The sequence below is a fragment of the Actinomycetota bacterium genome (genome assembly GCA_035765775.1).
GTDB lineage: Bacteria > Actinomycetota > CADDZG01 > JAHWKV01 > JAOPZY01 > DASTWV01.
This window is the reverse complement of record DASTWV010000040.1, coordinates 86,851-112,903: the sequence shown is the minus strand read 5'-3', so window position 1 is coordinate 112,903 and position 26,053 is coordinate 86,851. Positions and strand designations below refer to the sequence as shown.

Genomic DNA, 26,053 nt, shown 5'->3' with positions numbered 1-26,053 from the left:
AGGCCAGATCGCCTCCGGCGCTCGAGGGGCGGCTCGAGCGGCTCGGGCCTCGCTGAGTCCGGATCCAGGATCCCGTGCGCAGCGTTCGATCGTCCTCGCCACTGCTACGGTGTTTAATGGACCATGGCCCCAGAGACCACCTCTGAAACCACGTCCGAGGCCCGCCCCCGGCCCGACGGAACCGCCCCGCTCACGGCCGTCGTGTCGCCCGCGGAGCCCCCGGGCGTTGAGGCCCGCCCAGAACCGGCCCGCCCCCGCCCCCAGACCGCCTCCCGCCGGGAGCCCCGGGGCCCCCAGCGGGTGGTCCGCAAGGGCGTCAAGGCGATGCTCTCCCGCCTCCGGCTCCTGCCCGTCGGCCCGACGCCGAAGGAGATCGAGGATGTCGTCCGGGAGGTGAAGGCGCACCACCCCAAGGCCGACGTGCGGGAGATGGTCCGGGCCTTCGAGCTGGCCCGGGTGGCCCACGAGGGCCAGTACCGCAAGTCCGGGGAGCTGTTCATCGAGCACCCCATCGGCGTCGCCCGGATCCTCGCCCAGCTGGGCATGGACGAGACCACCATCGTGGGCGCCCTCCTGCACGATGCGGTGGAGGACACCGACCTCGAGCTGGAGGACATCGAGACGTCCTTCGGGGCCGAGGTGGCGGCGATCATCGACGGGCTGACCAAGCTCGACAAGCTCCGGTTCCGCTCCAAGGAGCAGGAGAAGGCGGAGAACCTCCGCAAGATGATCGTGGCCATGGCCCGGGACCTCCGGGTCCTGATCATCAAGCTGGCCGACCGGCTGCACAACATGCGCACGCTCGGTGCCCTGGCCCCCCACAAGCGGGAGCTGATCGCCACCGAGACCCTGGAGATCTACGCCCCCCTCGCCGACCGCCTGGGCATGCAGCCGATCAAGTCCGAGCTGGAGGACCTGGCCTTCAAGAACCTGCACCCCAAGGCCTACGAGGAGCTGGCGGCGATGGTGGCTCAGCGCCAGCCGGAACGGGAGGTCTACATCCAGGTCGTCATCGACGAAGTGCAGGCCCGCCTGCGCGACGTCCGGGTCAAGGCCATCGTGACCGGCCGGCCGAAGCACTTCTACTCGATCTACGAAAAGATGACCACCCGGGGACGGGAGTTCGACCAGATCTTCGACCTGGTGGGCGTGCGGGTCATCGTGGACTCGGAGCGGGACTGCTACGCCGTCCTGGGCGCCATCCACTCGCTGTGGAAGCCGGTGCCCGGCCGGTTCAAGGACTACATCGCCATGCCCAAGTTCAACCTCTACCAGTCCCTGCACACCACCGTCGTCGGCCCCCAGGGCAAGCCGCTGGAGGTGCAGATGCGCACCCGGGAGATGCACCGCATGGCCGAGTGGGGGGTCGCCTCACACTGGCGCTACAAGGAGGGCCTGAAGGTCGAGCGGGCGGCCGACGAGCAGGTCGCCTGGATGCAGCGGATGCTGGAGCTGGGCCAGACCGAGGACGACCGGGAGTTCCTGGACACCCTCAAGCTGGACCTGTTCGCCGGGGAGGTGTTCGTCTTCACCCCGCAGGGCGACATCATCCAGCTCCCCAAGGGCGCCACCCCGATCGACTTCGCCTACGCCATCCACACCGAAGTGGGCCACGCCTGCGCCGGGGCCCGGGTGGACGGGCGGCTGGTCCCGCTCGAGCACCAGCTCTCCTCGGGCGAGACCGTGCAGATCGTCACCTCGAAGACGTCCAGCGGCCCCAGCCGGGACTGGCTGAAGCTGGTGGTGACCCCCCGGGCCCGGACCAAGATCCGGCAGTGGTTCACCAAGGAGCGCCGGGAGGAGGCCATCTCCGAGGGCAAGGACGCGGTGGCCAAGGCCATCCGCCGTGCGGGGCTGCCGCTGCAGCGCATCCTGGCGGGCCACGAGCTGGAGACCATCGTCACCGACCTCAAGTTCGGCAGCCTGGAGGCCTTCTACGGCTCGGTCGGCGAGGGCCGGACGCCGGTGAACAGCGTGGTCGCCCGGTTGCTGCGCAACCAGGTGGAGCCGCTGGCCGACGAGCCGGCGGTGCGCACGTCGCCCGTGAAGGCCGAGCCCGCGACCACCGGCGGCGTTGTGGTGGAAGGGGTGGGCGACGTCCTGGTCAAGCTGTCCCGCTGCTGCATGCCGGTGCCCGGCGACCCCATCGTGGGCTTCGTCACCCGGGGGCGGGGAATCTCCGTCCACCGCATCGACTGCCCCAACCTGCGCGCCGGCGGGCTGGCCGAGCAGCCCGAGCGGCGCATCGAGGTGTCCTGGGATCCCCGGGCCGGGGGCCTGTTCCCGGTGTCGATCGGGGTGGAGGCCCTGGACCGCCCGCGGCTCCTGCGGGACGTGTCGCAGGCGATCTCCGAGTACGGGGTCAACATCGCCGGCGTCACCTCGACGACGGTGCGGGGCATCGCCCAGTTCCGCTTCACGGTCAGCCTGGTCGACCCGAAGGCGCTCGACAAGATCCTCGCCGGCGTGCGCAAGGTCGAAGCGGTGTACGACGCCTTCCGGGTCACACCCGGGCGCGCCTGACCCCGTCCGGCTGAGGGTCGCAGCGTGCGGCTGGTCCTGCAGCGGGTGACGGCCGCCTCGGTCCGGGTGGGCGAGGAGCTGGTCGGCGCCATCGGCCCCGGGCTGCTGGTCCTGGTGGGCGTGGGCCGGGACGACACCCACCCCATCGCCCGCCGCCTGGCCCGCAAGGTGGCCGCCCAACGCATCTTCCCCGACCCCGCCGGCCGGATGAACGTGTCGCTGCTCGAGATCGAGGGCTCGGCCCTGGTGGTCTCCCAGTTCACCCTTTACGGCGAGACCCGGAAGGGCAACCGGCCGTCGTTCGTCGCCGCCGCCCCGCCCGACCTGGCGGTGGGCGTGCTGGCGGCGTTTGTCAGCGAGCTGCGCTTTCTGGGCGTCGAAGTGGAGGAAGGTCGCTTCGGCGCCCACATGGAGGTGAGCCTGGTCAACGACGGGCCGGTGACGATCCTGATGGAGGTCTGAGTCGTCAGCTCGCCCGCCCCACCCGGACCGCGTTTCTGTGTCCATCCAGTGCCATGTGGAGCCCCCTGGTGTGCACAGAAACGCAGATGGGTGGTCGGAAGGTTTTCTACCCCGGCGTGCGGGCGGTCCGGCGCCGGCGGCTCGCCAGGAGGGCGGCCGCTCCGGTGAGCAGCAGACCCCCCGCCACCAGGGTAAGCGGGAGCAGGTCCCGGGCACCGGTGACCGGCAGGGTGGGCTTCCGGCTGATCTGGGTGCCCAGCACCTGGGAGCCGCCCGACCCGGTGCCTCCGGCCGTGGCCCCGGTGGTGGCCGCGGCGGTGGGGCTTGCTGCGGGCGTGGGGTTCGCCGCCGGTGTGGGGCTGGGCGACGCCGTGGGGCTGGCCGCCGGCATCGGGCTGGGCGATGGGGAGGGCGTGGGGCTGGCCGCCGCTGCGGCGACCACGACAACGGTGCCGTGCATGTTGGCGTGGATCCGGCAGTGGTAGGCGAAGCTCCCGGCCGTGGCGAAGGTCTGCGAGAAGCTCTGCCCGGGCAGCATGCAGGAGCTGGTGGCCGCCCCGGCGCAGGCGGGGTTGGAGTCGAACTGGCCGGCGGTGTCCGAGGTCACCGAGTGCGGGATCTGGCCGGACTCGTTGTTGGTCCAGGTGACCGTGTCGCCCACGGTGATGGTGACCGTCGCCGGGGTGAACGAGATGTTGATCAGGCTGACCGACGAGGTTGCCGCCGGTGCCGGCCCGGCGAGTGCCCAGCCGACGCCGATCGCCAGCGCGGTCAGTCCAGCCCCTATGCGCCCCGTGGTTCTCATGGCCCCGTCCTCCCCTGGAAGTGGTCGTCCCCCGGACAATGTCCGAGGTACTACGGGGGAGGGCCCGCCCGGGATGGCGGGCACGGGGATTTCTTGAGGGCTTACTTGACGGGTTTTACTTGGCGGCGGCTTCCTTTGTCTCGGCCACGATCTTGTCGGCCAGGTGCGCCGGGACCTCCTCGTAGTGGGAGTGCTCCATGCGGAAGGTGCCCTGTCCACCGGTGATGGAGCGGAGGTCGATGGCGTAGCGCGCCACCTCGGCCTGCGGCACCTTCGCCCGGACGATCTGGTGGCCGCCCACCGCCTCGGTGCCCTGGATACGGCCCCGCTTGGAGTTGAGGTCGCCCATGATGTCGCCCAGGTAGGAGTCGGGGACCACCACCTCCAGGTCCACGATCGGCTCCAGCAGCACCACGCCGGCGGCCATCGCCGCCTCCTTGAAACCCGACCCGCCGGCCAGCTGGAAGGCGATGTCGGAGGAGTCCACCGGGTGGAACTTGCCGTCGTCCAGGATCACCCGCACGTCGACCACCGGGTAGCCGGCGAGGACCCCGTCGGCGAGGGTCTTCTCCACCCCCTTCTGCACTGAGGGGATGAACTGGTTCGGCACCACGCCACCCACGATCTTGTCGACGAACTCGAAGCCCGAGCCCCGCTCGCCCGGCTCCACCTGGATGTGGGCGATGGCGTACTGGCCGTGGCCGCCGGTCTGCTTCACGTGGCGGCCGAGGGCCTGGGCAGGCTTGGCCACCGTCTCACGGTAGGGGATGCGCAGCGGGATCTCGGCGACCTCGACGCCGAACTTGCGGTGCAGGCGGTCGAGGGTGACCTCGAGGTGGGCCTCGCCCGTCCCCCACAGCAGGGTCTGGTGGGTCTCGGCGTTGCGCTCGACCGTGAGGGCGGGATCCTCCTCCTGCAGGCGGGCCAGGCCGGTCATCAGCTTGTCCTCGTCGCCCTTGGTCTTGGGCGCGATGGCCTTGGCGAGCGCCCGCTGGGGCGGCTCGAGCGCCGGGTAGGCGATGGGGTGGGCCTTGTCGGCCAGGGTGTCGCCGCTGGTGGTGTGGGCCAGCTTGGCCACGGCGGCGATGTCGCCCGCCAGCACCTCGGTGAGCGGCAGCTGGGTCTTCCCCCGCAGAGCGAAGATCTGGCCGATGCGCTCGTCGGTGCCGGTGGAGGCGTTGTAGACCATGGAGTCCGGGCGCAGCCGGCCCGAGCACACCCGGAACAGCGAGATGCGCCCGACGTAGGGGTCGGAGACCGTCTTGAAGACAAAGGCCGACAGGGGAGCGTCGGCCGTGGGGTCCCGCACCTCCTCCGTGTCCGAGCCCGGCACGGTCCCGTGGGCCGGGCCCCGGTTCTGGGCCGACGGCCCCTCGTGGACCAGGAAGTCGGCCAGACGGTCGATGCCGACCAGGCCGGAGGCCGAGCCCGCCATCACCGGGAACACGCGGCCGGCCAACAGGCCGGCGCTCAGGCCGGCTTCGATCTCGGCGGGCGTGATCTCGCCCCCCTCCAGGTAGCGCTCCAGGAGGACGTCGTCCGACTCGGCGACCGACTCGACGATCTGGGTGTGGAGCCGGTCGGCCTCGTCGTGCAGCGGGCCGGTGACCTCAACCTCGACGCCTTTGCCTGCATTGTCGGAATCATCGTAGCGGTAGCCCTTCTCGTCCAGCACATCGACGACGCCATGGAAGTCGTGCTCCTCGCCCATGGGCAGGTCCACGGGAGCGAAGCCGCCGCCGAGGCGCTCGGTCAGCTCGCCCAGCGTCCGGGAGAACGACGCCCGTTCCCGGTCCAGCTTGTTGATGAACACCAGCCGGGGGACGCCGAGTCTGGCGGCCATGCTCCACAGGATCTGGTGCTGCACCTGGACGCCCTCGACCGCCGAGAGGACGAAGACCGCCAGGTCCACCACCCGGAGGGCGGCGGCGGCCTCGCCGATGAAGTCGGCGTAGCCCGGGACGTCGATGAGGTTGATCTTGTGACCGGCCCACTCGATGGGGGCCAGGGCGAGTGAGACCGAGAGCGCCTTCTTGATCTCCTCGGGCTCGAAGTCGCACACGGTGTTGCCGTCCTCCACCCGACCGATCCGCGTGGTGGCACCCGAGAGGGACAGCAGGGACTCGGCCAGGGTGGTCTTTCCCGTCCCCTGGTGCCCGAAGAGGCCGACATTGCGGATCGCCTCGGGGGGATACGTCTTCATGGGGGGGTGATTCTAATATTCTTGGGCCCATGACACGCTCGGGCACGCGCTCGGGGACACGCTCGGGAGACCAAGAGGGAGGCGGCCCGCAGTGCTAGCGAGCCGCCTCCGGGGGCCGATCAACAAGGTGGCCCGGCCGCTGGGCAAGGCAGTGGGCAAGACCGGGATCTCGGCCAACACGCTCACGGTCGCCGGCGTTGTCTTCGTGGCGCTGGGGGTGTGGTTCTACCTGCTCGGGCACCCGATGACGGGTGCCTTCGTGATGGGCATCGGCGGGGTGCTCGACCTGATCGACGGGGCCGTGGCCAAGGCGACCCACACCGAGACGGTCTTCGGAGCGTTCCTCGACTCCACCACCGACCGGATCAGCGACGGCATCTTGTTCTCCGGCATCGTCTACTACCTCGCCCTGCACGGGCCAGGACGCGTCTCCCTGGGGCTTTCGACCTCCACGGTGGTGGCCATCGGTCTCGCCGTTTTGGTGCTGGGCTTCCTCACGCCGTACCTGAAGGGGAAGGCCGAGACCCTCGGCTTCACGTGCGACGTGGGCATCGCCGAGCGGGGGGAGCGGGTCCTGATCGGCGCCGTGGGGATCGGGCTGCAGCTCACTGTGTCCGCGCTCGTCATCCTGTTCGTGCTGTCGCTCATCACGGTGGCCCAGCGCTACGTGGTGGTCTGGCGCCAGGCGAGCGCCGCCCGGCGCGCCTAGGTCCTCGGTGCCCTCGCCTGCTCCGGAGGCGCCTCCGGCCCCTCGCGTGCCGCCCGCCGGCGGCCCGTTCGAGAACGGCTTCGGCCTGGGTGTGCGCTACTACGCCTTCAAGTCGGGCGCCTGGCTGGCCGAACACCTGCCAATGCGCTTCACCGAGGGGGCGGCCGACCTGGCGGGCCGGATCGCCTACCGGGCGTCGGTGCGCAAGCGGGGCATCGTGGCCGGGAACCTGGCCCGGGTCGCCCCGGGTCGGCCGGCGGCGGAGCTGGACCGGATGGTGCAGGCCGCCTACGGCTCCTACGCCCGGTACTGGCTGGAGACCTTCCGGCTGGGGCGCTACCGCCCCGAGCAGCTCCTGGCGATGGTGGAGGAGGTCAACACCGAGGTGGTGGACGCCGCCCTGGCGTCGGGCACCGGGCTGCTCGCCGTGCTGCCACACTTCGGGTTCTACGACCTCCTGGGGGCGTGGGCCGGGGCGAAGGGCTACCCGCTGACCACGGTGGCCGAGGTGCTGAAGCCCCGGGCCCTGTTCGAGTGGTTCGCCGGCATCCGGGAGCGGGCGGGAATGACGATCCTCCCGGCCAAGCCGGGGACCCAGGCCCTGCGCGGCCTCCTGCGGGCGCTCGAGGCGGGGGGCGTCGCCGCCCTCGTCGCCGACCGGGACCTTGGGCGGCGGGGGCTGTGGGTCACGTACTTCGGCGAGGAGACCACCGCTCCGGTCGGCCCGGCCCTCATCGCCGCCCGGACGGGCGCACCCTTGGCGGCGGCGGGCTTCTACCAGATCGGGCCGGGACGCTTCCGGTGCGAGGTCACGGCCATCCCCTACGCTCGCACCGGCGACGAGAAGGCGGACATCCCGGTGATCGCCCAGGCGATCGCCACCGCCCTCGAGGAGGTGGTGCGCAAGGCACCTGAGCAGTACCACCTGTTCTCCACCAACTGGCCGGCCGACGAGCCCGGCCTCCCCCCCCGGGGCCGGGCGGCCGAGCCGCCTGCCGAGGTGCCTACCGAGCCGCCGGGGTGAAGGTCGGGATCGTCTGCCCCTACGACTGGTCATTCCCCGGGGGTGTCCGGAGCCACATCCTGGGGCTGGCGGCGGCGCTGCGGGAGGTCCACGGGGTGGGCGTCGAGATCCTGGCCCCCGCCACCGACCCCGAACCAGACATCTGGCGGTGCGGCGGCAGCATCGGCATCCCGGCGAACGGGTCGGTGGCCCGCCTGTCCTTCGGCCCCGGGCCCCGGCGCCGGGTGCTCGAGCGCCTGGAGGTGGGCGACCTGGATGTGCTGCACGTGCACGAGCCGGCTATCCCGAGCCTGTCGCTCCTGGCGCTGGGAGCAGCCCGGATCCCGGCGGTGGGGACCTTCCATGCGTCGGCCGAGCGCAGCGCCGGGTATGCCCTGGCCCGCCCCCTGCTCCGGTCCCGCCTGGACCGGCTGGGGGTGCGGATCGCCGTCTCGGCGGCCGCCCGGCAGCTGATCGGGTCGTACTTCCCCGCCCCCTACCGCCTCATCCCGAACGGGATCCCAGCGGGGCGCTTCGCCCGGGCGTTCCCCGATCCCGAGGTCCTCGAGTACCGGCCCTGCGTGCTGTTCGTGGGCCGGCCCGAGCCCCGCAAGGGCTTCGATGTGCTGCTCGCCGCCATGGAGGAGGTCCGCCGCCACCTGCCGGTCACCCTGGTCACCACCGCCGCACCGCCGGATGCCCCGGTCTGGGTGCGGTCGGTGGGCCGGGTGCCCGACGATCGCCTGCCCGGCATCTACGCCGCCGCCGATGTCTTCTGCGCCCCCTCGCTGGCGGGCGAGTCGTTCGGCATCGTCCTGGTGGAGGCGATGGCCGCCGGGACCCCGGTGGTCTGCTCGGCGCTGCCCGGCTACCGGGAGGCGGCGGCTGGCGCAGCCCGCTTCGCCCCGGCCGGCGACCCCGCTGCCCTGTCCCAGGCGCTGCTGGAGGTGCTGACCGACGAGGACCACTCGGTGCCCGACCAGATCGTCCGGGGGCAGCACCGGGCGGCGGAACTGGACTGGGCGGCAGTGTCCGGGCGGGTGGTGCAGGCATACCGCGACGCCGGGGCGCGGTAGACGGAAACGTGTGGATTCCGCCGCCATATCGGCGGTTGTTTCCACAAGTTTCTGCAGCCAGCGCTCCCCCCGGCCGTGTACCAGTGCCGGCGATAGAATCGGCCCGCACCATGCGGGGACTATTTGGGCGGAAAAAGGGGTTCGAAAAGTGCGTGAACAACGCTTCGTCCTCATTGCTGGGTTAGCGACCGCAGTCCTGCTTGCCGCCTGCAGTAAAGGCGGCACCTCGGCGGGCTCCACCACCGGGGCGCCGGCCCCCTCCGGGACCGGCGACGCCGCCGCCCTGCAGGCCGCCGCCCAAGCCGCGGCCGGCAGCACCGGGACGACCTTCAAGGCGGTGTACAGCTCCAGCGAGTCGGGCTCCAGCTCCAGCCCGGAATCCATCACCGTCGAGCAGAAGCCGCCCAAGTCCCGCTTCGATGCGGCGGGGGGGTCGGTGATCTCGGACGGCTCCAAGACCGACTACTGCTCCACGACCAACGGCGTCCAGGCGTGCTACTCCTCGCCCGGGGTCAGCCCGGTGGCCAGCCTCGCCCAGATCTTCAGCCCGACCAACGCCGCCCAGTTCTTCCGGGCGGCCTCGGCCGCCCTGGCGTCGGCGGGGGCGGGGCAATCGGTCAAGGTGACCCATGAGACCTTCGCCGGGCAGTCGGCGACCTGCGCCAACGTCTCCAGCACCGACGGATCGGGCAAGTACTGCGTGCTGGCGAACGGGGTGCTGGCCGCCGTGAGCGACGGGGGAAGCTCCTTCCAGCTCACGAACTACTCCACCTCGCCGCCCGACACCGACTTCGTGCTCCCGGCCGCATCGCCGCTGCCCAGCGGCGTCGGCTGAGCGCACCCCGCGGCCGGGTCCTCAACCGGGCCCTCAACCGGGCCCTCAACCGGGCCCTCAACCTAGCCATCGGAGTGCCCGGCTAAGATTGGTGCCATGGCAGTCGAACACGGAACCGTGCGCATCAAGCGCGGCCTCGCCGAGATGCTCAAGGGCGGGGTCATCATGGACGTCACCACCGCCGAGCAGGCGGCCATCGCCCAGGAGGCGGGGGCGGTCGCAGTCATGGCCCTCGAGCGGGTCCCGGCCGACATCCGCCGGGACGGGGGCGTCGCCCGCATGGCCGATCCCAACAAGATCACCGAGATCCAGGAGGCCGTGACCATCCCGGTCATGGCCAAGTGCCGCATCGGCCACTTCGCCGAGGCGCAGGTGCTGCAGAGCCTCGGGGTCGACTTCATTGATGAATCCGAGGTCCTCACCCCGGCCGACGAGCGCTACCACGTGGACAAGTGGGCGTACACCGTGCCCTTCGTGTGCGGGGCCACCAACCTGGGCGAGGCGCTGCGCCGCATCGGCGAGGGCGCCGCCATGATCCGCTCCAAGGGCGAGGCGGGCACCGGCAACGTGGTGGAGGCGGTACGTCACCTGCGCTCGATCGGGGACACCATCCGCCGGCTGCAGGCCGTTCCCCCCGAGGAGCTCATGACCGAGGCCAAGGAGCTGGGCGCTCCCTACGAGCTGGTGCGGGACGTCGCCCAGTCCGGTCGGCTGCCGGTGGTGACCTTCTGCGCCGGGGGGATCGCCACGCCGGCCGATGCCGCCCTGGTGATGCAACTCGGGGCCGAAGGCGTCTTTGTGGGCTCGGGCATCTTCAAGGCCGCCGATCCGGCCCGCACCGCCCGGGCCGTCGTCGAGGCCACCACCTACTACCAGGACCCCGAGGTGGTGGCCCGGGTCTCCCGCGGGCTCGGCGAGCCGATGCGCGGCATGGACCTCAGGGAGATCCCGGCGGAGGAGCGGCTGGCGCCCCGAGGGTGGTAGCGCCCGTGGGGCGAGCTCGCTCGCCGAGAGCGGAGCCGGAAGCGGGGCGGATGTAGGTGGTGGGTATCCTCGCCCTGCAGGGCGACGTCGCCGAGCACCGCCGGGCACTGAGGGACTGCGGGATCGAGCCCCGGGAGGTGCGCACCGCCGCCGAGCTGGAGGCGGTGGACGGGCTGGTGCTCCCGGGCGGCGAGTCCACCACCCTGCTCAAGCTCATCGACCGCTACGAGCTGCGCGACCCCCTAGTCAAGCGGATCCAGGGCGGCATGGCGGTGCTGGCGACCTGCGCCGGGGCGATCATCCTCGCCACCAGGGTCTCCGACGGGGAGACGCCGCTCGGGGTGCTGGACATCACGGTCACCCGCAACGCCTATGGCACGCAGCGGGACTCCTTCGAGGCGGACCTGGACGTCGCCGGGGTCGGCCGGGTGCGGGCGGCCTTCATCCGGGCGCCCGTGTTCGAGGCGACCGGGGAGGGCGTCGAGGTGCTGGCCACATGGGACGGGCACCCCGTGGTCGTGCGCTCCGGGGCTATCCTGGGCCTCGCGTTCCACCCGGAGATCACGGGGACGCCGGTGCTGCACCGGTACTTCCTCGACAGCGTTCTCGACACGACGGGACGGGGAGGAGCCTGATGTCGGGCCATTCGAAGTGGGCGGGGATCAAGCACAAGAAGGCGATCATCGACGCCCGCCGGGGCAAGCAGTTCGCCAAGCGGCTGCGGGCCATCGAGGTGGCCGCCCGCGAGGGCGGGGGCAAAATGGACGCCAACCCCACCCTGGCCGACGCGGTCTCCCGCGCCCGGGCCGACAGCATCCCCACCGACACCATCGAGCGGGCGATCAAGCGGGGCACCGGGGAGTTGGAGGGCGTCACCTACGAGACCCTGATCTACGAGGGCTACGCCCCGGGTGGGGTCGCCGTCCTGGTGGAGGTCCTGACCGACAACCGCAACCGCGCCGCCGCCGACGTCCGCCGGATCTTCACCAAGTACGGCAGCTCGCTAGCCGAGCCGGGGGCGGTGTCGTGGATGTTCACCAAGCGGGGCGTGGTGCTGGTCCCCAAGGACGCGGTGTCCGAGGATGACCTGATGGGCGTCGCCCTGGCGGCGGGCGCCGAGGACCTGAAGGATCAGGGCGACACCTGGCAGGTGACCACCGGCCCGAACGACCTGGAGACGCTGCGCCAGGCGATCGAGGCGGAGGGGCTGCCGATCGAGGAGGCCCAGATCACGATGGAGCCCTCGACGGTGATCGAGCTGGACCGGGAGGGAGCGCCCCCGGTGCTGCGCCTGCTGGACGCCCTGGAGGATCTGGACGACGTGCAGGAGGTGCACGCCAACTTCGACGTGCCCGACGACGTCATGGCGGAGCTGGCCGGCTGAAGCCTGGCCGAGTGTGCCCGTGCTTCACACTGATTCACCCGGCGACCCGTGAACATTGCCGCTCCGCCGGGATAGTTGGTGGAGTAGTACATCCCCTGGCTGTACCACGCGTGCAGGTATGGCCCAGCGGTCCCCCAAGCGCCCGGGACTAGGCCACCGGGGCCTGCGACACCCCGGGGCGCTCCTCCACCATTCGGGGGAGCCCGGGCTAGGTAAAAGAGGCCGTTTAGCGTTCCCCCTCGTTATGCCGATTGAACTACTACATGAGGCAGTAGCCCCCGAATTCATTCGGAATTCATATGGGCCACAGAGTGGGAGGAAGCGGAACGATGACTGGTCTGAGCGCGTTTGCATTGATCCTCGCCGGCGTTGGCCTGGTCGGCATTGTGGCCAGCTACGTCTGGGGTATGGTCGGCGCCAAGAAGTAGTACTTCCCAGGAGTACTCCGAGGGGCCGGGATCTGTTCCCGGCCCTTTTTCGTGCCGGAAACCGAACGGGAAACCTGGAATCTGGGATCGATCAGGCGACGATCTGGACCGGCGTGCCCAGGGGCAGGTTGGCGTTCACCAGCCGCTGGGCGTCGGTCTCGGTGAGGCGCAGGCAGCCGTTGGAGACCGCTTTGCCCTCCACGCTCGAGTCCGACCAGCCGTGGATCCCGACGATGCCGCCATAGGGCCAGTTGGTGAGGGTTTCCGACAGCGCCGACAGGGCGAAGATCGCCGGCGTGTAGGGCGGCGGGACGCCCGTCTGCAGGCCCCAGAGGTAGAACATGCCGGTGGGCGTGGGCGTCTTGCTGGCCCCGATGGCCATGGAGTACGTGCCCACGAGCTTGCCGGAGTTGTAATGCTCCAACTTGTAGGTGGACAGGTGGGCCAGGATGAAGTCGTTGACCACGCTGATGGTGACCTGGCTGGCGGACACCCACGCGGTGGTCCCGTTGGGGATCTTCTGCAGCAATACCTGGTACCAGCCCGGCTGCTGGCCGACCACGAGGAACACGGTGGACTGGCCGAGCAGGTTGTGGGCATCCACGTTCTCAATCAGGCGCCCCTTGGTGCTGGGCTCGGAGCGGGCGGCCACGAACGCATCGCCGGCGGTGGCCACCGTCGAGGTGACCGGGATGGGCACCCCAGTGCTGGGCGCCGGGCTCGGGGCTTCGGTGGGGGCGGGGCTGGGCGACGGCGATGGGCTGGGGGAGGCCACCGCCTTCGCGACATGCTTCGGCTTGGCGCCGAACAAGTAGTTGTCCGCCTCGAACAGCCCGACGAGCACGATGAGCACGCAGAAGATCGCGGCGGCCTGCGCCAGGGGTGAACTGTTCGCGAGGCGGTAGAACAGCCGGCTTCTCATATGTGTTGGCCTCCGCGGGAGCAAGCACCGTGCGGATCGGTGTGAGGATCTTATCGGGACTCGGCGATGGCAACTTGATGGGTCCTGGAGTTACCCGGGCCGAGGCTTCCACAATCCACCCGCAATCCACCCACAATCCAAGGCGATGTCGGTGGGTCTCGGTATGATCCTGCAAACAACCGTTCGATTTTGCTTCGTGAAGGAAACGCACGATGCGGGTTCTCGGAATCGACCCCGGCCTGACCCGGATGGGGATTGGGCTGGTCCTCCAGGAGGGCAACCGGCTGCAGGCAATCGGCTGCGACACCCTCGTCACCCGGCCGGAGGACCCGGTGCCCCAGCGCCTGCGGGCCATCCGGGATGGCCTCGAGGCCGCGTTCGCCCGCTGGGCGCCCGACGTGGTGGCGATCGAGCGGATCTTCCACAAGATGAATGCGCAGACGGTGATCCCGGTGGCGCAGGCGTCCGGAGTGGCCCTGCTGACCGCCGCCTGCTGCGACCTCCCGGTCTTCGACTACGCCCCCCTCCAGGTGAAGATGGCGGTGGTGGGCACCGGCAGTGCCACCAAGGAGCAGGTCAGCTTTATGGTCAAGCGCCTCCTGCGGGGGGATCCGCAAACCGCCACGCCCGACGCCGCCGACGCCCTGGCCGTCGCCATCTGCCACTGCCACTCCCGCAAGCTGGCGGGCCTGGCGGCGGCTGCCCGGAGACCGGCGTGATCGCCTCGCTCAACGGCGTGGTGGCTGAGGTCACCGGCGCCGCCGCGGTGGTGGAGGTGGGCGGGGTCGGCTACCTGGTGTACGCGCCCGGCCCCGTGCTCGCCGGGCTGGTGAAGGGCCAGCCCGCCCGGCTCCTCACCCATCTCGCGGTCCGGGAGGACGCCCTCACCCTGTACGGCTTCCGGACCGCCGACCAGCGGGAGGTCTTCCAGACCCTCCTGGGGGTCACCGGGGTCGGGCCGAAGCTCGCCGTGGCGGTGCTCTCGGTACTGGACCCCGACGAGCTCCGCCGGGCGGTGGCTACCGGGGACCTGGATGCTCTGACCTCGGTGCCCGGCGTCGGGAAGCGGGGGGCCCAGCGCATGCTGCTGGAGTTGCGCGACCGGCTGGCGGTGGTGGCGGTCGAGCCGTCGGTGCCCAGCGCCGCGGTGGCCGAGGTGCGTGCGGCGCTCACCGGGCTGGGCTACACGCCGGCGGAGCTGCGCGGGGTCATCGAGGAGGTCGCCACCCCGGGTGCCACCGTGGAGGCCATGGTGCGGGCCGCCCTCAAGATGCTGGCCGGCGCCAGTGCCGGCGCCAGTGCCGGGACCGGGGCTGGGACACGGTGATCGACGCCGCCGGGCGGATGTTGGCCCCTGACGCCAGCATCGACGACCAGGAGATCGAGCGGTCGCTGCGGCCCCGGACGCTGAGCGATTTCGTGGGCCAGACCTCCACCAAGGAGCACCTGTCGATCATCCTCGACGCCGCGAAGGCCCGGGGCGAGGCGGCGGACCACCTCCTGTTTGCCGGTAGCCCGGGTCTGGGCAAGACCACGCTGGCACACATCGTGGCCTCCGAGTTGGGCGTCGGCTTCAGCGTCACCTCCGGCCCGGTGATCGAGCGGGCGGGCGACCTGGCCGCCATCCTCACCAACCTCGAGGACCGCGACGTGCTGTTCATCGACGAGATCCACCGCCTCGCCCGCACCGTCGAGGAGGTGCTCTATCCGGCGATGGAGGACTTCCGGCTGGACATCGTCATCGGCAAGGGGCCCTCCGCCCGCTCGATCCGGGTCGAGGTCCCCCGCTTCACCCTGATCGGGGCCACCACCCGCACCGGGATGCTGACCTCGCCGCTGCGGGACCGGTTCGGCTTCATCGGGCGGCTGGACTACTACGAACCGGAGGAGCTGGCGCACGTGGTGCGCCGCTCGGCGGCGATCCTGGAGATCGAGATCGACCGGGAGGCGTCGGAAGAGATCGCCAGCCGTGCCCGCGGGACGCCCCGCATCGCCAACCGGCTCCTGCGCCGGGTGCGGGACTACGCCCAGGTGCGGGCGGCGGGGGTGATCGCCCTCGATGTGGCCCAGGACGCCCTCGACCTGTTCCAGGTGGACGTCGAGGGCCTCGACAAGGTGGACATTGCCATCCTGGAGGCCCTCACCCAGCGCTTCCGGGGCCGGCCGGTGGGGCTCAGCACCCTGGCGGTGGCGGTGGGAGAGGAGCCCGAGACCATCGAGGATGTCTACGAGCCCTACCTGCTGCGCAAGGGGTTCCTCCAGCGCACGCCCCGGGGGCGGTTGGCGACGCTGACGGCCTACGAGCATCTGGGGCTGGCGACGTACGACGGCGCAGAACCCGGGTATGCCGCGGACCGCCTTCTATGACGTCGATGAGTGGTCCCCCCAACGGGTTCCCGGCCGGGCCGCCGTCGGGGCGGAGCGCGCTCCGGGTGGTGGGCGCCTCCGTGCTGGGCCCGGCGCACGTGCGGGACGGGCTGCCCAACCAGGACGCGCTGGCCTGGTTCCCCGAGTCGGGCTCGGGCGACCGGCTGGTGGTGGCGGTGTCGGACGGTCACGGGGCACGCCTGCACTTCCGGAGCCAGACGGGCTCGGCACTGGCGGTGGCCACGGCGGTGCGGGAGGGCGCCGAGCGCCTGCCCGCCTTCGATCCGGGCGGCGATCCCGCTCTCGATCCCGAGGAGTTCCTCGCCCCGATGGCGGAAGCGGTGGTCCGGGCCTGGACCGCCCTGGTGCTGGCGGATGTGGAGCGGCGCCCGTTCCAGGAGGAGGAGCTGGCTGCGGTCGACGAGCACATGGGCCCGGGTTTCCGGGGGGAGGTGGAGGAGCGGCCGGAGGTGGCCTACGGGGCCACGCTGCTCATCGCCCTGGTGGCCGGCCCCACCGCCTTCTTCCTCCAGGTGGGTGACGGCGACATCCTGGTGACCTCGGCGGCCGGGACGGTGCTGCCGGTACCCGGTGACGACCGGCTCCAGGGCGGGGCCACAACCTCGCTCTGCTTACCCGGGGCCGAGCAGGACTTCCGCTACGGGCTGTGGCGCCCGGCGGAGCCCATCCCGGCGGTCGCGCTCCTGGCCACCGACGGGCTGAAGAACGCCTTCATCGACGACGAGGGCTTCCTGGAGGTGGGCGCCGGGGTGCGGGAGGTCGTCGGGAAGGAAGGGCTGGCGGCGCTGGGCGAGATGCTTCCGGGCTGGCTGTCGGACGCTGGAGCCCACAGCGGCGACGACGCCACCGCCGCCGCGGTCGCGCTCTGACGCTCTGAACTGGGGCCAGGTGACACCGGCCAGAGGCGCACGCCGACCCACTAGACTCCGGCCATGACCCTGCCTACCGGCCTGCTCCTGGCGGCCACGAAGTCGAGCAGCTCGGGTGCCAGCTACCTCATCTTCCTGGGTGCCCTGCTGGTGGTGTTCTACCTGCTGCTCGTCCGGCCCCAGCGCCGCCGGCTGCGCCAGCACCAGGACCTGGTCTCCACGCTGGAGCCGGGCGACGAGGTGGTCACGATCGGGGGCATCATCGGCTACATCCAGGGGATCGACGAGGACGCCGTGCGCCTGGACATCGCCGACGGCTGCACCATCCGGGTCGTGAAGCAGGCCATCGCCCGGAAGGTGGAGGACGAGCCCTCCCTGACCAGCCGCGAGGGCACCACAACGGGCGAGGGGCATGACGGTGGGACCGGCCTTGAGGGATCGGGTGAACCTGACGATACAGAGTGAGATATGGGGCTCCTTGCTGCCGCGCCATCCCCGGGTGCCGTCCCGCTCCCGACCGTGATCGACCTCACCGACGTCAAGGCCCATCCGGCTGTCAAGACGTTCATCCGGCTGTCGGACCGGTACCTGGGCGAGCTCGGCTACACCGAGCACGGCTTCCGGCACGCCAAGATCGTCTCCCGGGACGCCCGTAAGCTCCTCAATGCCCTGGGCTTCGATGACCGGGAGCCGGAGCGGGCGGCCATCGCCGGCTACCTGCACGACATGGGCAACTTTGTGAACCGCAAGGGCCACCCGCAGACCGCCGCCAGCCTGTGCTACCCGATCCTCACCGAGATCGGCATGCCCCTGAAGGACATCGGGGTGATTCTGGGGGCCGTCGGCAACCACGAGGAGGGCGAGGGCCTGCCCGTGTCCCCTGAGGGGGCGGCGCTCATCCTGGCGGATAAGTCCGACGTGCACCGGTCCCGGGTGCGCAACCCCAACCCGGAGACCTTCGACATCCACGACCGGGTCAACTACGCCGCCGAGTCCTCGGTGCTGTCGGTGAACACCAGCGAGCACACCTTGATCCTGGAGCTGCGCATCGACACCTCGATCTCCAAGATCATGGAGTACTTCGAGATCTTCCTGAACCGCATGACCATGTGCCGCCGGGCGGCCGAGTTCCTGCACTACCGGTTCCGCCTCGTGATCAACGGCCAGGACCTCCTGTAGGGATGCCGTGAACAGACGCCGGGTCAACGCGATGGAGTCCCGCTGTGTGTGCCGCGAGACACGGCCTGCCGCCGGGCGCCATCGGGTAGAGTCGCCCCGATGAAAGGCACCCGCCGCTTCGCCTGGTCCGCCGCGCTCGTCGCCGTCGTGGTGGTGGGCCTGCTCATTGTGGTCTTCGCCGCCGGGTGGAAGCCCAAGCTGGGCCTCGACCTCTCCGGCGGTCTGAGCGTGACGCTCAGCGCCCCGGCGCACACCCCGGGCGACAAGGTGGACGAGGCGGTCAACATCCTGCGCAACCGGGTCGACGCCCTGGGGGTCAGCAACGCCGATGTCACCCGCGAGGGAAACATCAATATTCTGGTGGAAATCCCTAACGTCAAGGATCCGAATGGAGTCCTTAAGATCCTCGGTCAGACCGCGCAGTTGGAGTTCCGGCAGGTCCAGCAGGTCATCACCAATGGCGCCCCCGGTTACTCCACCCTGACGGTGACGCCGGATGATCAACGTTTCACCACCGCTACGGTGGTTGATTACGGCATCGGGCAGGACTCCAAGACCAAGTACCAGCTGGCCACCGCCACCCTGACCGGGGAGGCCATCTCCGGCGCCAATGCCCAGGTCAACACCAGCAACGGCGCCTGGCTGGTCAACCTCACCTTCAAATCCAATTTCCAGTCCACCTGGACGAAGTTCACCAGCAACCTGGCCTGCATCACCAACACCTCATCGCCGACCCGCCAGATCGGCATCGTGCTGGACAATCGGGTCCAGTCCGCTCCCGTGGTGCAAACCGACGTGGCGTGCGGCACGGGGATCCCGGGCGGCACGCAGATCCAAGGCAGCTTCACTCAGTCCGACGCCAAGAACCTCGCCCTGGTGCTACAGAGCGGTGCCCTGCCGGTCAAGCTCACCCAGCAGACCGAGCAACTGGTGTCGGCCACCCTCGGTGCCCAGTCCCTGCGGGCCGGGCTGCTGGCCGGGGCGCTGGGCCTGTTCCTGGTCATGATCTATGTGGCCATCTACTACCGGGCGCTGGGCCTGCAGACCTGGGTGGGGCTCATCGCCTTCTCGGCGCTCACCTACGGGGTGATCGTGCTCCTCGGCCAGGTGGCGGGACTGACCCTGTCGTTGGCCGGCATCGCGGGTCTGATCGTTTCGATAGGTATCACAACAGACTCATATGTGGTCTTCTTCGAGCGCGTCAAAGAAGAGGTGCACGAAGCCAAGACGCTCCGGTCGTCGGTGGACCGGGGCTACAAGAGCGCGGTGCGCACCCTGTTCACCGCCGACACGGTCACGTTCTTTGCCGCCCTGATCCTGTACATCCTGGCCATCGGCTCGGTGCGCGGATTCGCCCTCACCCTGGGGCTGGCCACCGCCCTCGACGTCGCTCTCTTCCTGGCGCTGACCTACCCGCTGGCGGCGATCCTGGCACGCACCCAGGTGTTCGGCAAGGGTCGGTTCATCGGCATGACCACGGCCCTGGAAGGTACCGGCTCAAAGGGGCTGCTCCGCAAGATCTACCGCAGCGATTTCCACATCGATTTCATCCGCCGCCGCGGCCTGTGGCTGGGCATCTCAGGTGTGATCATCGCCATCTCCATCGTGGCGCTGATCCCAGGAGTCCGAGGCTTGCACTACGGGATCGACTTCAAGGGCGGCACGCAGTTCATCGTCCCGCTCACCAAGGACGTGTCGGTGCCCGACATCAAGGCGGCGGTCGCCAAACAAGGCGTGGTTGCCGACACTGTGCAGATCGCGCACAAGGTCGGGCAGAGCGCGAAGCAGGCTGAAGTCGAGACCATCAGCCTGAACCCGACCAAGACCGGCGCGGTCCAGCAGGCCCTGGCAAGCCTGACGGCGACACCGGTCAACAAGGTGAGCGTGGACTCGGTGGGCAGCACCTGGGGCCACGAGATCACCAACAAGGCCATCCGGGGCCTCATCGTGTTCCTCATCGTCGTCATCCTCTACATGTCGTGGCGGCTCGAGACCAAGATGGCCTTCTCGGGGATCATCGCCCTGCTGCACGACCTGGTGATCACCGCCGGCATCTACGCCCTGACCGGCCTGCAGGTCACCCCGGACACCGTGATCGCCATCCTCACCATCCTCGGGTATTCATTGTATGACACCGTGGTCGTGTTCGATAAGATCAAAGAAAACGTCGTCATACCCTCGAATGCCAAGAAACCGTACGCGACCATCGCCAATGAGTCCATGAACCAGGTGCTCATGCGCTCGATCAACACGTCGCTCACGACCCTGCTGCCGGTGGGGAGCCTGCTGTTCGTCGGCAGCTTCCTGCTGGGGGCCGACACCCTGCGGGAACTGGCCCTCGCCCTGTTCGTCGGCATCGCCTCGGGCACGTACTCATCGATCTTCGTGGCCACGCCGCTGCTGTCGATCATGAAGGAGCGGGAGCCGCGCTACGCCTCGTTGCGCAGCGCCGCAGCCCGGGCCCCCCGCCTGGCCGGCGCGACTGCCGGGGGGGGCACGGTAGCCCTGGGCGGCGAGCCCGACGAGGACAAGCCTGCCCGCCGGCCCGCGGGCAAGGCGCCCGCCCGGCCGGCCACCAAATCCGGCGGTGGCAGGGGCGAGCCGGGCAGCGGGGAGGAGGACGACGGCGAGAAGCCGGCGCCCAAGCCCGCCGCGAAGCCGGCTGCCAAGCCCGGGGCGCGCCCCGCCCCCCGCGCCGGGACCCGCCCAGTGGCCAAGCCCGGCGCCAAGGCAGCTCCGAAGCCGGCGGCACAGGAGACGACCAAGCCCGCCGGCGAGGCCAACGGCGAACCGGCGCCTGCATCGGCGTCGTCGGCCAATGGCTCGTCCGGCGCCGACAGGTCCACGGCGGACGCGGGCAACGGCCGCCCGCCTGCCCGGCCGGGCGGGGGCACCCCGGCCTCCCGCCCGCAGCCCCGCAAGACCAACCGGGCCAAACGCAAGAAGGGCGGCCGCTGAGCGATGCGGCCCCGGCGAGGATCCCGGTGGGGGATTGGCTGCGGGGCTGGGTCCGTGACATTGCGGACTTCCCCAAGCCGGGCATCGTCTTCAAGGACATCACGCCCCTGCTGGGCAACGAGGCCGCCTTCTCCACCGCAGTGGACCTGTTGGTCCTGGCCTTCGGACGGGGGTCGGTGGACAAAGTGTGCGGCATCGAGGCCCGGGGCTTCATCCTCGCCGCGCCGGTCGCCTACCACGCCGGAGCGGGCTTCGTCCCGATCCGCAAGGCGGGCAAGCTCCCCTCGGCGACGGTCGGCCAGGACTTCACGCTGGAGTACGACGAGGCCACCCTCGAGATCCACGCCGATGCCCTGGCGCCCGGCGACCGCGTCCTGATCATCGACGACGTGCTGGCCACGGGCGGGACGGCGGAGGCGGCGGCCCTTCTCGTGGAACGATCGGGTGCAACGGTGGCGGGGTTGGGGTTCCTGATCGAGCTGGAGTTCCTGGCCGGGCGGGAGCGCCTGGCGGGGCGCCGGGTGGAGTCCCTCCTCCGGTACCCGGCGCCATGACCGCCCGGGAACGGCTGGCGCTTCCCCTGCCCGGCGGCCGGGTGCTCGATGCGCTCGTGTCCGGCCCAACGGCGGGCGATCTCCTGATCTTCCACCACGGCAGCCCGGGGGCGGCGGTGCCGATGCCGTTCCTGGAGGACGCCGCGGCGGCCCGCGGGCTGCGCCTCGCCACGGCCTCACGGCCGGGCTTCGGGGGCTCCTCGCGCCAACCTGGGCGGCGGGTGGCGGACGCCGCCCCGGATATCGCGGCCCTCGCCGACCACCTGGGCGCCGAGCGGTTCTTCACCCTCGGCTGGTCCGGCGGGGGGCCCCATGCGCTGGCGTGTGCCGCACTGCTGCCCGGCCGGGTGCGGGCGGTGGCAACGATGGGCGGGGTGGCCCCCTACGACGCCGAGGGCCTGGACTGGATCGCCGGGATGGGCGAGGACAACCAGGTGGAGTACCCGACGGCCGCTCGCGACCCGGGGGAGCTGGCCGCATGGATGGCGCCCCACGCCGAGGCACTGGCTGCGATCCAGGCGGGCGACCTGGTGGCCGGGCTGCGCTCGCTCGTCTCGGCGGTGGACGAGCCGTACTGCGCCGAGGAGTTCGGCGAGGTCCTGGCCGAGTCCTTCCGGACCGCGTTCGCCCACGGCCCGGGGGGCTGGTTCGACGATGACCTCGCCTTCGTGTCTCCCTGGGGGTTCGACCTCGGGGCGATCACTGTCCCCGTGACGCTCTGGCAGGGGGCAGACGACCTGATGGTGCCCTACGCCCACGGCCAGTGGCTGGCGGGCCATATCCCGGGTGCCCGGGCCGAGCTCCAGCCGGAGGAGGGCCACCTGTCGATCTGGCTGGGCCAGATCGGGGCGATACTCGACGGCCTGCTGGCGGCGGAGGGCCGGGCGTCAGGGTGAGCTGCGGCGGCCGGATGGGCTGCCCGCTCAGGCCGCCCAGCACTGCAGGCAGGAGTCGATCACCCGGCCGTCGGCCTGGTTCAGGATCACCGTGTAGGTCTGCGGCTGGCGGACGGTCACCAGCCACACCTGGGCGCCGGGGTCTTCCGCGGGATCGGGGGCCCGGCCCAGAAGTTGCGCTGCCGACCGGTAGCTGACCAGGCGGGCAGTCGCCGGCTGGGTGCCGCCGTTCTCGGCGGCGGCCACCGCCTGCGCCCGGGACAGGGGGCTCAACGGGGGCGCCGGTGCCGGGGAGGTAGGCGCAGGGGGCGCCGGGAGGACGACGGAAAGCAGGAGGATGCCGAACGCCAGCAGGCTCGACAGCACCCAACGCCGCATCCCTCACCCCCAAACGAGAAAAATCGGGATAATACAGGACACAATTCCCAGCTTCGGTGCCTTGATGGTACACCGCAATCTGCAGGGAATTACGTAGTCCGCGCACCGGCTCATACTCAGCCCGCCCCGGTGGATTGGTCGCGTCCGCCCTATGATGGGCGTGGCGTGCCGGGAAGTCTGGTCGGCGCTACTTGCGGCTGACCAGGAGGATTCCTTGTGGGCATGCGTCACCGTTGCTCCCCCCAGCTCCGGCGCCTCGCGGCCGCCGGTCGGGGTGCCCGCGCGGACCTGGTGACCATCGCCGCGGTGGCCGCGGCAGTGGTCTGGGCGAATGTGAGCCCCGGGTCGTATGCGGCCATCTGGCACGCCATCGTCCCGAGCGCTCATGTTCTGGGGCATGATCTGACGCTCCGGGATCTTGTTAGCCAGGGCCTGATGGTGTTGTTCTTCCTGCTTGTTGGCCTGGAGATCCGGCGTGAGATTGCGGGCGGCGATCTGCGCTCCTGGCGGCGGGCGTCGGCCCCCCTCTTGGCCGCCGCGTTCGGCATGGCCGTGCCGGCGCTCCTCTACGCGCTCATCGCCGGCGCCACGTCCGGCGGGGGCGGTTGGGGGATCCCCATGGCCACCGACGTGGCGTTCGCCCTGGGGGCCCTGGGCCTGGTGCAGCCGGGGTCGTCTCGGCTGCGGGTCTTCCTTCTCACGTTGGCCGTGGCTGACGACATCGCGAGCATCGCCATCCTTATCCTCTTCTACAGCCAGCGCGTGGACGTGGCCTTGGTGGGAGTCAGCCTGGCGTGCCTGGGGGCCATCATCGCCCTCGCCGCGGTAAGGAGGCGGGGGGAGGCCCGCGGGATGTGGCCTCTGGTCGTCCTGGGCATCCCGGCCTGGTGGGCACTGGCCCGGGCCGGGATCGAGCCTGCCGTCCTCGGGGTGGCGATCGGCGTGATCGCCCCCTCTCTCGCCCGTCCCCGGTCGGGGGGCGATGCGTCGTCCGGTTTGGAGTGGGCGCTGGCCCCCTGGGTGACGCTGGTGGTGCTCCCAGCCTTCGCGCTGGCCAACGCCGGGGTCCCGCTGACCGGGTCGGTGCTCGGGTCGGGCGCTGCGGCCCGCATCTTCCTGGCGGTGGCCCTCGCCCGCTTCGTCGGCAAGCCGCTCGGCATCACGGTGGGGCAGCGGGTCGCCGCACTCGGGCGGGCGCCGCCCGATCGGTGGTCCATCCCCTTCCGCCATGAGGTGGGCCTCGGGGCGGTGGCCAGTATCGGTCTGACCGTCCCCCTCCTCATCATCCGCGCCGCCCTGCCCGCCGGACCCCTGGCCAATGCCGCCATCGCCGGGCTCCTGGCGGGCTCGCTGGCCGGCGGCGTGGCGGGGGCCTGGCTGCTGCGGATCCCGCGGCCAAAGCCCTCGGTAACCCGTGACCGCTGAGAGCTTTTGTCGAACGTTTGTTCCTGATCTTATTCGCACGAAAGCCGGGCGCTAACAGCTGAGGCGAAAGTACGTTCGAACTTACACCCGTGTAACTATGCCGGGGGGCCTCAACGCACGTCTACCACCGATATTCCGCGGGCTTTTTTGCCGCGAACGATTGACTCTGTGGAGGGTCGGGGCGTAAGGTGGGGCGATGTGGGGAGCCGTGGAGGAAATAGGATCCCTCGGACCCAAAACCCGCCGGCAAGTGGAGTCAACCCGTGCTGCTTGGAGAGTTCCGTCACTCGCTGGATGCAAAGGGCAGGGTCTTCCTGCCGGCTCGCTGGCGGGAAACGCTGGGGTCGGACGTCGTCATTACCCGGGGTCTGGACGGCTGCCTCTACCTGATGGCCCACGCCGAGTTCGATGCGCTTGCGGCGCGCCTTGGCCAGATGCAACTGGAGAACCCCAACGCCCGGGCGTACGCCCGGGTCTTTTTCGCCAAGGCGTCCGAGGAGACGGTCGACGCCCAGGGGCGCATCACGATCCCCGGCCACCTGCGGGAGGGAGCCGGGCTGATCAAGGACGTGGTTCTCGCGGGGGCGTCGGGCCGGGCGGAGATCTGGGACCGCAGCCGCTACGACACCTACATCGGGGACGTGGAAGGCCAGTACGAGGAGATCGCCCGGCAGTTGCTGTGACCGGTAGCGCAGGAAAGGGCGGAGCGTAGGTCGGCTCGGAACACGAAGGAGGCGGCGGTGATGGAGATGGCACAGGCGGCAACCCCGGCGGCAGCCCCGATCGGGCTCTCCGAGATCAGCGAGTTGGCGGTGACCCGGGCGGGCGACCTGGCCCGGGAAACCTACGAGAGTTTCCTGCTCCTGGCCATCACCGGGTTCACCCTGGCGGGCTACATCGGCCTGATCCTGCTGTTCGCGGGGGTCGTGCGGTGACGGATGGAGCAGCCCTTCGAGCACATACCGGTCCTGCTGGGCGAGGTGGTCGCCGCTTTGGCACCCGCCTTGGAGCCCCCACTGGAGCCCCCACTGGAGCGAAATGGTCTGGAGGGTGCTGAGCCCGGTCCCGGTGGCGTACCTGGTCCGCCCGGCCCTCGCCCCCTCCTGGTCGATTGCACCCTTGGCGGCGGTGGCCACGCCGCCGCCCTCCTGGGTGCGGCTCCGCACGCGGCGCTCCTCGGGCTCGACCGGGACCCCGATGCCCTCACCGCCGCCGGCCGCCGCCTTGCCACCTTCCCTGGGCGCGTCACGCTGATGCAGCGCCGCTTCGGCGATCTTGCCGGCGCGCTGTCCGAACTCGCCGGCGGGGCGAGGGACGTGCGCGCGGTGCTCTACGACCTGGGCGTCTCCTCGCCCCATTTCGACCGGCCGGACCGGGGCTTCGGCTACCGGGCGGAGGGTCCCCTCGACATGCGCATGGACCCGGGGCAGGACCTGTCCGCGGCCGATGTCGTCAATGGCTACCCGGAGGCCGAACTGGTGCGCATCCTGTTCGCCTTCGGCGAGGAGCGTTTCGCCCGGCGCATCGCCGCCGCCATCGTGGCCCGGCGGGACCGGCAGCCCTTCTCCACCACGACCGACCTGGCGGACACTGTCCGGGGAGCCATCCCGGCGGCCGCCCGCCGCCAGGGGCCGCACCCTGCCCGGCGCACCTTCCAGGCACTCCGCATCGAGGTCAACGGCGAGCTGGCCGAGCTGGAGGCTTCCCTGCCCCAGGCCATCGCTGCCCTCGCTCCCGGGGGGCGGGTCGCGGTTATCAGCTACCACTCGCTCGAGGACCGGATCGTGAAACGCGCCTTCGCCGACGGGGCCGCCGGGTGCCGGTGCCCGCGGGACCTCCCGGTGTGCGTGTGCGGCGCCCGGGCCACGCTGCGTCTGGTCACCCGCAAGGCCATCACCCCGGGAGCCGGGGAGCTGGCATCGAATCCCCGGGCGGCCAGCGCGCACCTGCGCATCGCCGAGCGCCTGGCCCCCGCCGAGGCGGCCTGATGAACGGCTGGCAGCCGCACGATCCTCGTGATCCTCGCGATCCACGCGGTCCTTCCGGCCCGGAGGATCCCACCCTGGAAGAGG

The 26,053-nt window shown here is 70.7% G+C and carries 26 protein-coding genes; 22 read left to right on the top strand and 4 right to left on the bottom strand.

Annotated features, from left to right (window positions below; translation table 11 throughout):
• Window positions 1–123 precede the first annotated feature (123 nt).
• Window positions 124–2,523, top strand: coding sequence for a bifunctional (p)ppGpp synthetase/guanosine-3',5'-bis(diphosphate) 3'-pyrophosphohydrolase (locus VFW71_08690; GenBank protein ID HEU5002841.1), 2,400 nt, complete (start codon window positions 124–126; stop codon window positions 2,521–2,523).
• Window positions 2,524–2,547: 24 nt separating this feature from the next.
• Window positions 2,548–2,985 (top strand): D-aminoacyl-tRNA deacylase, encoded by a 438-nt coding sequence (gene dtd, locus VFW71_08685; protein HEU5002840.1) that lies wholly within the window; start codon window positions 2,548–2,550, stop codon window positions 2,983–2,985.
• Window positions 2,986–3,091: 106 nt separating this feature from the next.
• Here the strand turns inward: dtd and VFW71_08680 are convergent, their stop codons facing one another.
• Window positions 3,092–3,790, bottom strand: a complete 699-nt coding sequence (locus tag VFW71_08680) for a plastocyanin/azurin family copper-binding protein (protein ID HEU5002839.1) — start codon at window positions 3,788–3,790, stop codon at window positions 3,092–3,094.
• 115 nt (window positions 3,791–3,905) lie between these two features.
• Window positions 3,906–5,993: an elongation factor G gene (fusA, locus tag VFW71_08675; GenBank protein ID HEU5002838.1), complete on the bottom strand. Its 2,088-nt coding sequence runs from the start codon at window positions 5,991–5,993 to the stop codon at window positions 3,906–3,908.
• Between the two features lie 91 nt (window positions 5,994–6,084).
• Here fusA and VFW71_08670 point away from each other — a divergent pair, with 91 nt between their 5' ends.
• The 7 genes from VFW71_08670 (at window position 6,085) to VFW71_08640 (ending at window position 11,984) form a co-directional block, all read left to right on the top strand.
• On the top strand, window positions 6,085–6,702 hold the full coding sequence (locus VFW71_08670; protein ID HEU5002837.1) for a CDP-alcohol phosphatidyltransferase family protein: 618 nt from the start codon (window positions 6,085–6,087) through the stop codon (window positions 6,700–6,702).
• Between the two features lie 46 nt (window positions 6,703–6,748).
• Window positions 6,749–7,726: a phosphatidylinositol mannoside acyltransferase gene (locus tag VFW71_08665; GenBank protein HEU5002836.1), complete on the top strand. Its 978-nt coding sequence runs from the start codon at window positions 6,749–6,751 to the stop codon at window positions 7,724–7,726.
• Window positions 7,723–8,781, top strand: coding sequence for a glycosyltransferase family 4 protein (locus tag VFW71_08660; GenBank protein ID HEU5002835.1), 1,059 nt, complete (start codon window positions 7,723–7,725; stop codon window positions 8,779–8,781). The genes VFW71_08665 and VFW71_08660 overlap by 4 nt, the downstream gene beginning before the upstream one ends.
• A gap of 148 nt (window positions 8,782–8,929) precedes the next feature.
• The gene (locus VFW71_08655) at window positions 8,930–9,616 is read left to right on the top strand and encodes a hypothetical protein (GenBank protein ID HEU5002834.1); all 687 of its coding nucleotides are present in this window, start codon (window positions 8,930–8,932) and stop codon (window positions 9,614–9,616) included.
• Between the two features lie 96 nt (window positions 9,617–9,712).
• The gene (gene pdxS, locus VFW71_08650) at window positions 9,713–10,600 is read left to right on the top strand and encodes a pyridoxal 5'-phosphate synthase lyase subunit PdxS (protein HEU5002833.1); all 888 of its coding nucleotides are present in this window, start codon (window positions 9,713–9,715) and stop codon (window positions 10,598–10,600) included.
• 59 nt (window positions 10,601–10,659) lie between these two features.
• The gene (gene pdxT, locus VFW71_08645; GenBank protein HEU5002832.1) at window positions 10,660–11,235 is read left to right on the top strand and encodes a pyridoxal 5'-phosphate synthase glutaminase subunit PdxT; all 576 of its coding nucleotides are present in this window, start codon (window positions 10,660–10,662) and stop codon (window positions 11,233–11,235) included.
• On the top strand, window positions 11,235–11,984 hold the full coding sequence (locus tag VFW71_08640) for a YebC/PmpR family DNA-binding transcriptional regulator (GenBank protein HEU5002831.1): 750 nt from the start codon (window positions 11,235–11,237) through the stop codon (window positions 11,982–11,984). Before pdxT ends, VFW71_08640 begins: the two co-directional genes overlap by 1 nt.
• A gap of 519 nt (window positions 11,985–12,503) precedes the next feature.
• Here VFW71_08640 and VFW71_08635 read toward each other — a convergent pair.
• Window positions 12,504–13,334 (bottom strand): L,D-transpeptidase family protein, encoded by an 831-nt coding sequence (locus VFW71_08635; protein HEU5002830.1) that lies wholly within the window; start codon window positions 13,332–13,334, stop codon window positions 12,504–12,506.
• Between the two features lie 212 nt (window positions 13,335–13,546).
• Between VFW71_08635 and ruvC the strand changes: the two genes are divergently transcribed.
• The 9 genes from ruvC to VFW71_08590 all read left to right on the top strand — a co-directional run bounded on the left by ruvC (window position 13,547) and on the right by VFW71_08590 (window position 22,178).
• Window positions 13,547–14,053, top strand: a complete 507-nt coding sequence (ruvC, locus tag VFW71_08630; GenBank protein HEU5002829.1) for a crossover junction endodeoxyribonuclease RuvC — start codon at window positions 13,547–13,549, stop codon at window positions 14,051–14,053.
• Window positions 14,050–14,661, top strand: a complete 612-nt coding sequence (gene ruvA / locus VFW71_08625) for a Holliday junction branch migration protein RuvA (protein HEU5002828.1) — start codon at window positions 14,050–14,052, stop codon at window positions 14,659–14,661. Before ruvC ends, ruvA begins: the two co-directional genes overlap by 4 nt.
• Window positions 14,662–14,678: 17 nt before the next feature.
• A complete protein-coding gene (gene ruvB, locus VFW71_08620; GenBank protein ID HEU5002827.1) occupies window positions 14,679–15,701 on the top strand; it encodes a Holliday junction branch migration DNA helicase RuvB in 1,023 nt (340 codons plus the stop codon).
• A 5-nt stretch (window positions 15,702–15,706) separates the two neighbouring features.
• Window positions 15,707–16,591, top strand: coding sequence for a PP2C family serine/threonine-protein phosphatase (locus VFW71_08615; protein HEU5002826.1), 885 nt, complete (start codon window positions 15,707–15,709; stop codon window positions 16,589–16,591).
• 63 nt (window positions 16,592–16,654) lie between these two features.
• Window positions 16,655–17,056, top strand: coding sequence for a preprotein translocase subunit YajC (gene yajC / locus VFW71_08610; protein ID HEU5002825.1), 402 nt, complete (start codon window positions 16,655–16,657; stop codon window positions 17,054–17,056).
• 3 nt (window positions 17,057–17,059) lie between these two features.
• A complete protein-coding gene (locus VFW71_08605; GenBank protein ID HEU5002824.1) occupies window positions 17,060–17,770 on the top strand; it encodes an HD domain-containing protein in 711 nt (236 codons plus the stop codon).
• A 99-nt stretch (window positions 17,771–17,869) separates the two neighbouring features.
• Complete coding sequence (secF, locus tag VFW71_08600; protein ID HEU5002823.1) at window positions 17,870–20,728, top strand: protein translocase subunit SecF; 2,859 nt, start codon at window positions 17,870–17,872, stop codon at window positions 20,726–20,728.
• A 26-nt stretch (window positions 20,729–20,754) separates the two neighbouring features.
• Window positions 20,755–21,282, top strand: a complete 528-nt coding sequence (locus VFW71_08595) for an adenine phosphoribosyltransferase (protein ID HEU5002822.1) — start codon at window positions 20,755–20,757, stop codon at window positions 21,280–21,282.
• Window positions 21,279–22,178 (top strand): alpha/beta fold hydrolase, encoded by a 900-nt coding sequence (locus VFW71_08590; protein ID HEU5002821.1) that lies wholly within the window; start codon window positions 21,279–21,281, stop codon window positions 22,176–22,178. Before VFW71_08595 ends, VFW71_08590 begins: the two co-directional genes overlap by 4 nt.
• A 27-nt stretch (window positions 22,179–22,205) precedes the next feature.
• Here the strand turns inward: VFW71_08590 and VFW71_08585 are convergent, their stop codons facing one another.
• The gene (locus VFW71_08585) at window positions 22,206–22,556 is read right to left on the bottom strand and encodes a hypothetical protein (protein ID HEU5002820.1); all 351 of its coding nucleotides are present in this window, start codon (window positions 22,554–22,556) and stop codon (window positions 22,206–22,208) included.
• A 222-nt stretch (window positions 22,557–22,778) separates the two neighbouring features.
• Between VFW71_08585 and VFW71_08580 the strand changes: the two genes are divergently transcribed.
• From VFW71_08580 to rsmH, 4 genes are all read left to right on the top strand, one after another.
• Entirely contained in the window at window positions 22,779–23,981 is a 1,203-nt protein-coding gene (locus VFW71_08580) for a Na+/H+ antiporter NhaA (GenBank protein ID HEU5002819.1), read from the top strand.
• A gap of 263 nt (window positions 23,982–24,244) precedes the next feature.
• Window positions 24,245–24,664 (top strand): division/cell wall cluster transcriptional repressor MraZ, encoded by a 420-nt coding sequence (gene mraZ / locus VFW71_08575; protein ID HEU5002818.1) that lies wholly within the window; start codon window positions 24,245–24,247, stop codon window positions 24,662–24,664.
• A 57-nt stretch (window positions 24,665–24,721) separates the two neighbouring features.
• A complete protein-coding gene (locus VFW71_08570; GenBank protein HEU5002817.1) occupies window positions 24,722–24,916 on the top strand; it encodes a hypothetical protein in 195 nt (64 codons plus the stop codon).
• A gap of 3 nt (window positions 24,917–24,919) precedes the next feature.
• Complete coding sequence (rsmH, locus tag VFW71_08565; GenBank protein HEU5002816.1) at window positions 24,920–25,969, top strand: 16S rRNA (cytosine(1402)-N(4))-methyltransferase RsmH; 1,050 nt, start codon at window positions 24,920–24,922, stop codon at window positions 25,967–25,969.
• Window positions 25,970–26,053 lie beyond the last annotated feature (84 nt).

Coding starts and splice junctions, on each gene's coding strand:
- VFW71_08690 (HEU5002841.1), top strand. CDS start 124: ATGGCCCCAGAGACCACCTCTGAAACCACGTCCGAGGCCCGCCCCCGG.
- VFW71_08680 (HEU5002839.1), bottom strand. CDS start 3,790: ATGAGAACCACGGGGCGCATAGGGGCTGGACTGACCGCGCTGGCGATC.
- fusA (HEU5002838.1), bottom strand. CDS start 5,993: ATGAAGACGTATCCCCCCGAGGCGATCCGCAATGTCGGCCTCTTCGGG.
- pdxS (HEU5002833.1), top strand. CDS start 9,713: ATGGCAGTCGAACACGGAACCGTGCGCATCAAGCGCGGCCTCGCCGAG.
- VFW71_08640 (HEU5002831.1), top strand. CDS start 11,235: ATGTCGGGCCATTCGAAGTGGGCGGGGATCAAGCACAAGAAGGCGATC.
- VFW71_08635 (HEU5002830.1), bottom strand. CDS start 13,334: ATGAGAAGCCGGCTGTTCTACCGCCTCGCGAACAGTTCACCCCTGGCG.
- ruvC (HEU5002829.1), top strand. CDS start 13,547: ATGCGGGTTCTCGGAATCGACCCCGGCCTGACCCGGATGGGGATTGGG.
- ruvB (HEU5002827.1), top strand. CDS start 14,679: ATGTTGGCCCCTGACGCCAGCATCGACGACCAGGAGATCGAGCGGTCG.
- VFW71_08615 (HEU5002826.1), top strand. CDS start 15,707: ATGAGTGGTCCCCCCAACGGGTTCCCGGCCGGGCCGCCGTCGGGGCGG.
- yajC (HEU5002825.1), top strand. CDS start 16,655: ATGACCCTGCCTACCGGCCTGCTCCTGGCGGCCACGAAGTCGAGCAGC.
- VFW71_08605 (HEU5002824.1), top strand. CDS start 17,060: ATGGGGCTCCTTGCTGCCGCGCCATCCCCGGGTGCCGTCCCGCTCCCG.
- secF (HEU5002823.1), top strand. CDS start 17,870: ATGAAAGGCACCCGCCGCTTCGCCTGGTCCGCCGCGCTCGTCGCCGTC.
- VFW71_08590 (HEU5002821.1), top strand. CDS start 21,279: ATGACCGCCCGGGAACGGCTGGCGCTTCCCCTGCCCGGCGGCCGGGTG.
- VFW71_08585 (HEU5002820.1), bottom strand. CDS start 22,556: ATGCGGCGTTGGGTGCTGTCGAGCCTGCTGGCGTTCGGCATCCTCCTG.
- VFW71_08580 (HEU5002819.1), top strand. CDS start 22,779: ATGCGTCACCGTTGCTCCCCCCAGCTCCGGCGCCTCGCGGCCGCCGGT.
- rsmH (HEU5002816.1), top strand. CDS start 24,920: ATGGAGCAGCCCTTCGAGCACATACCGGTCCTGCTGGGCGAGGTGGTC.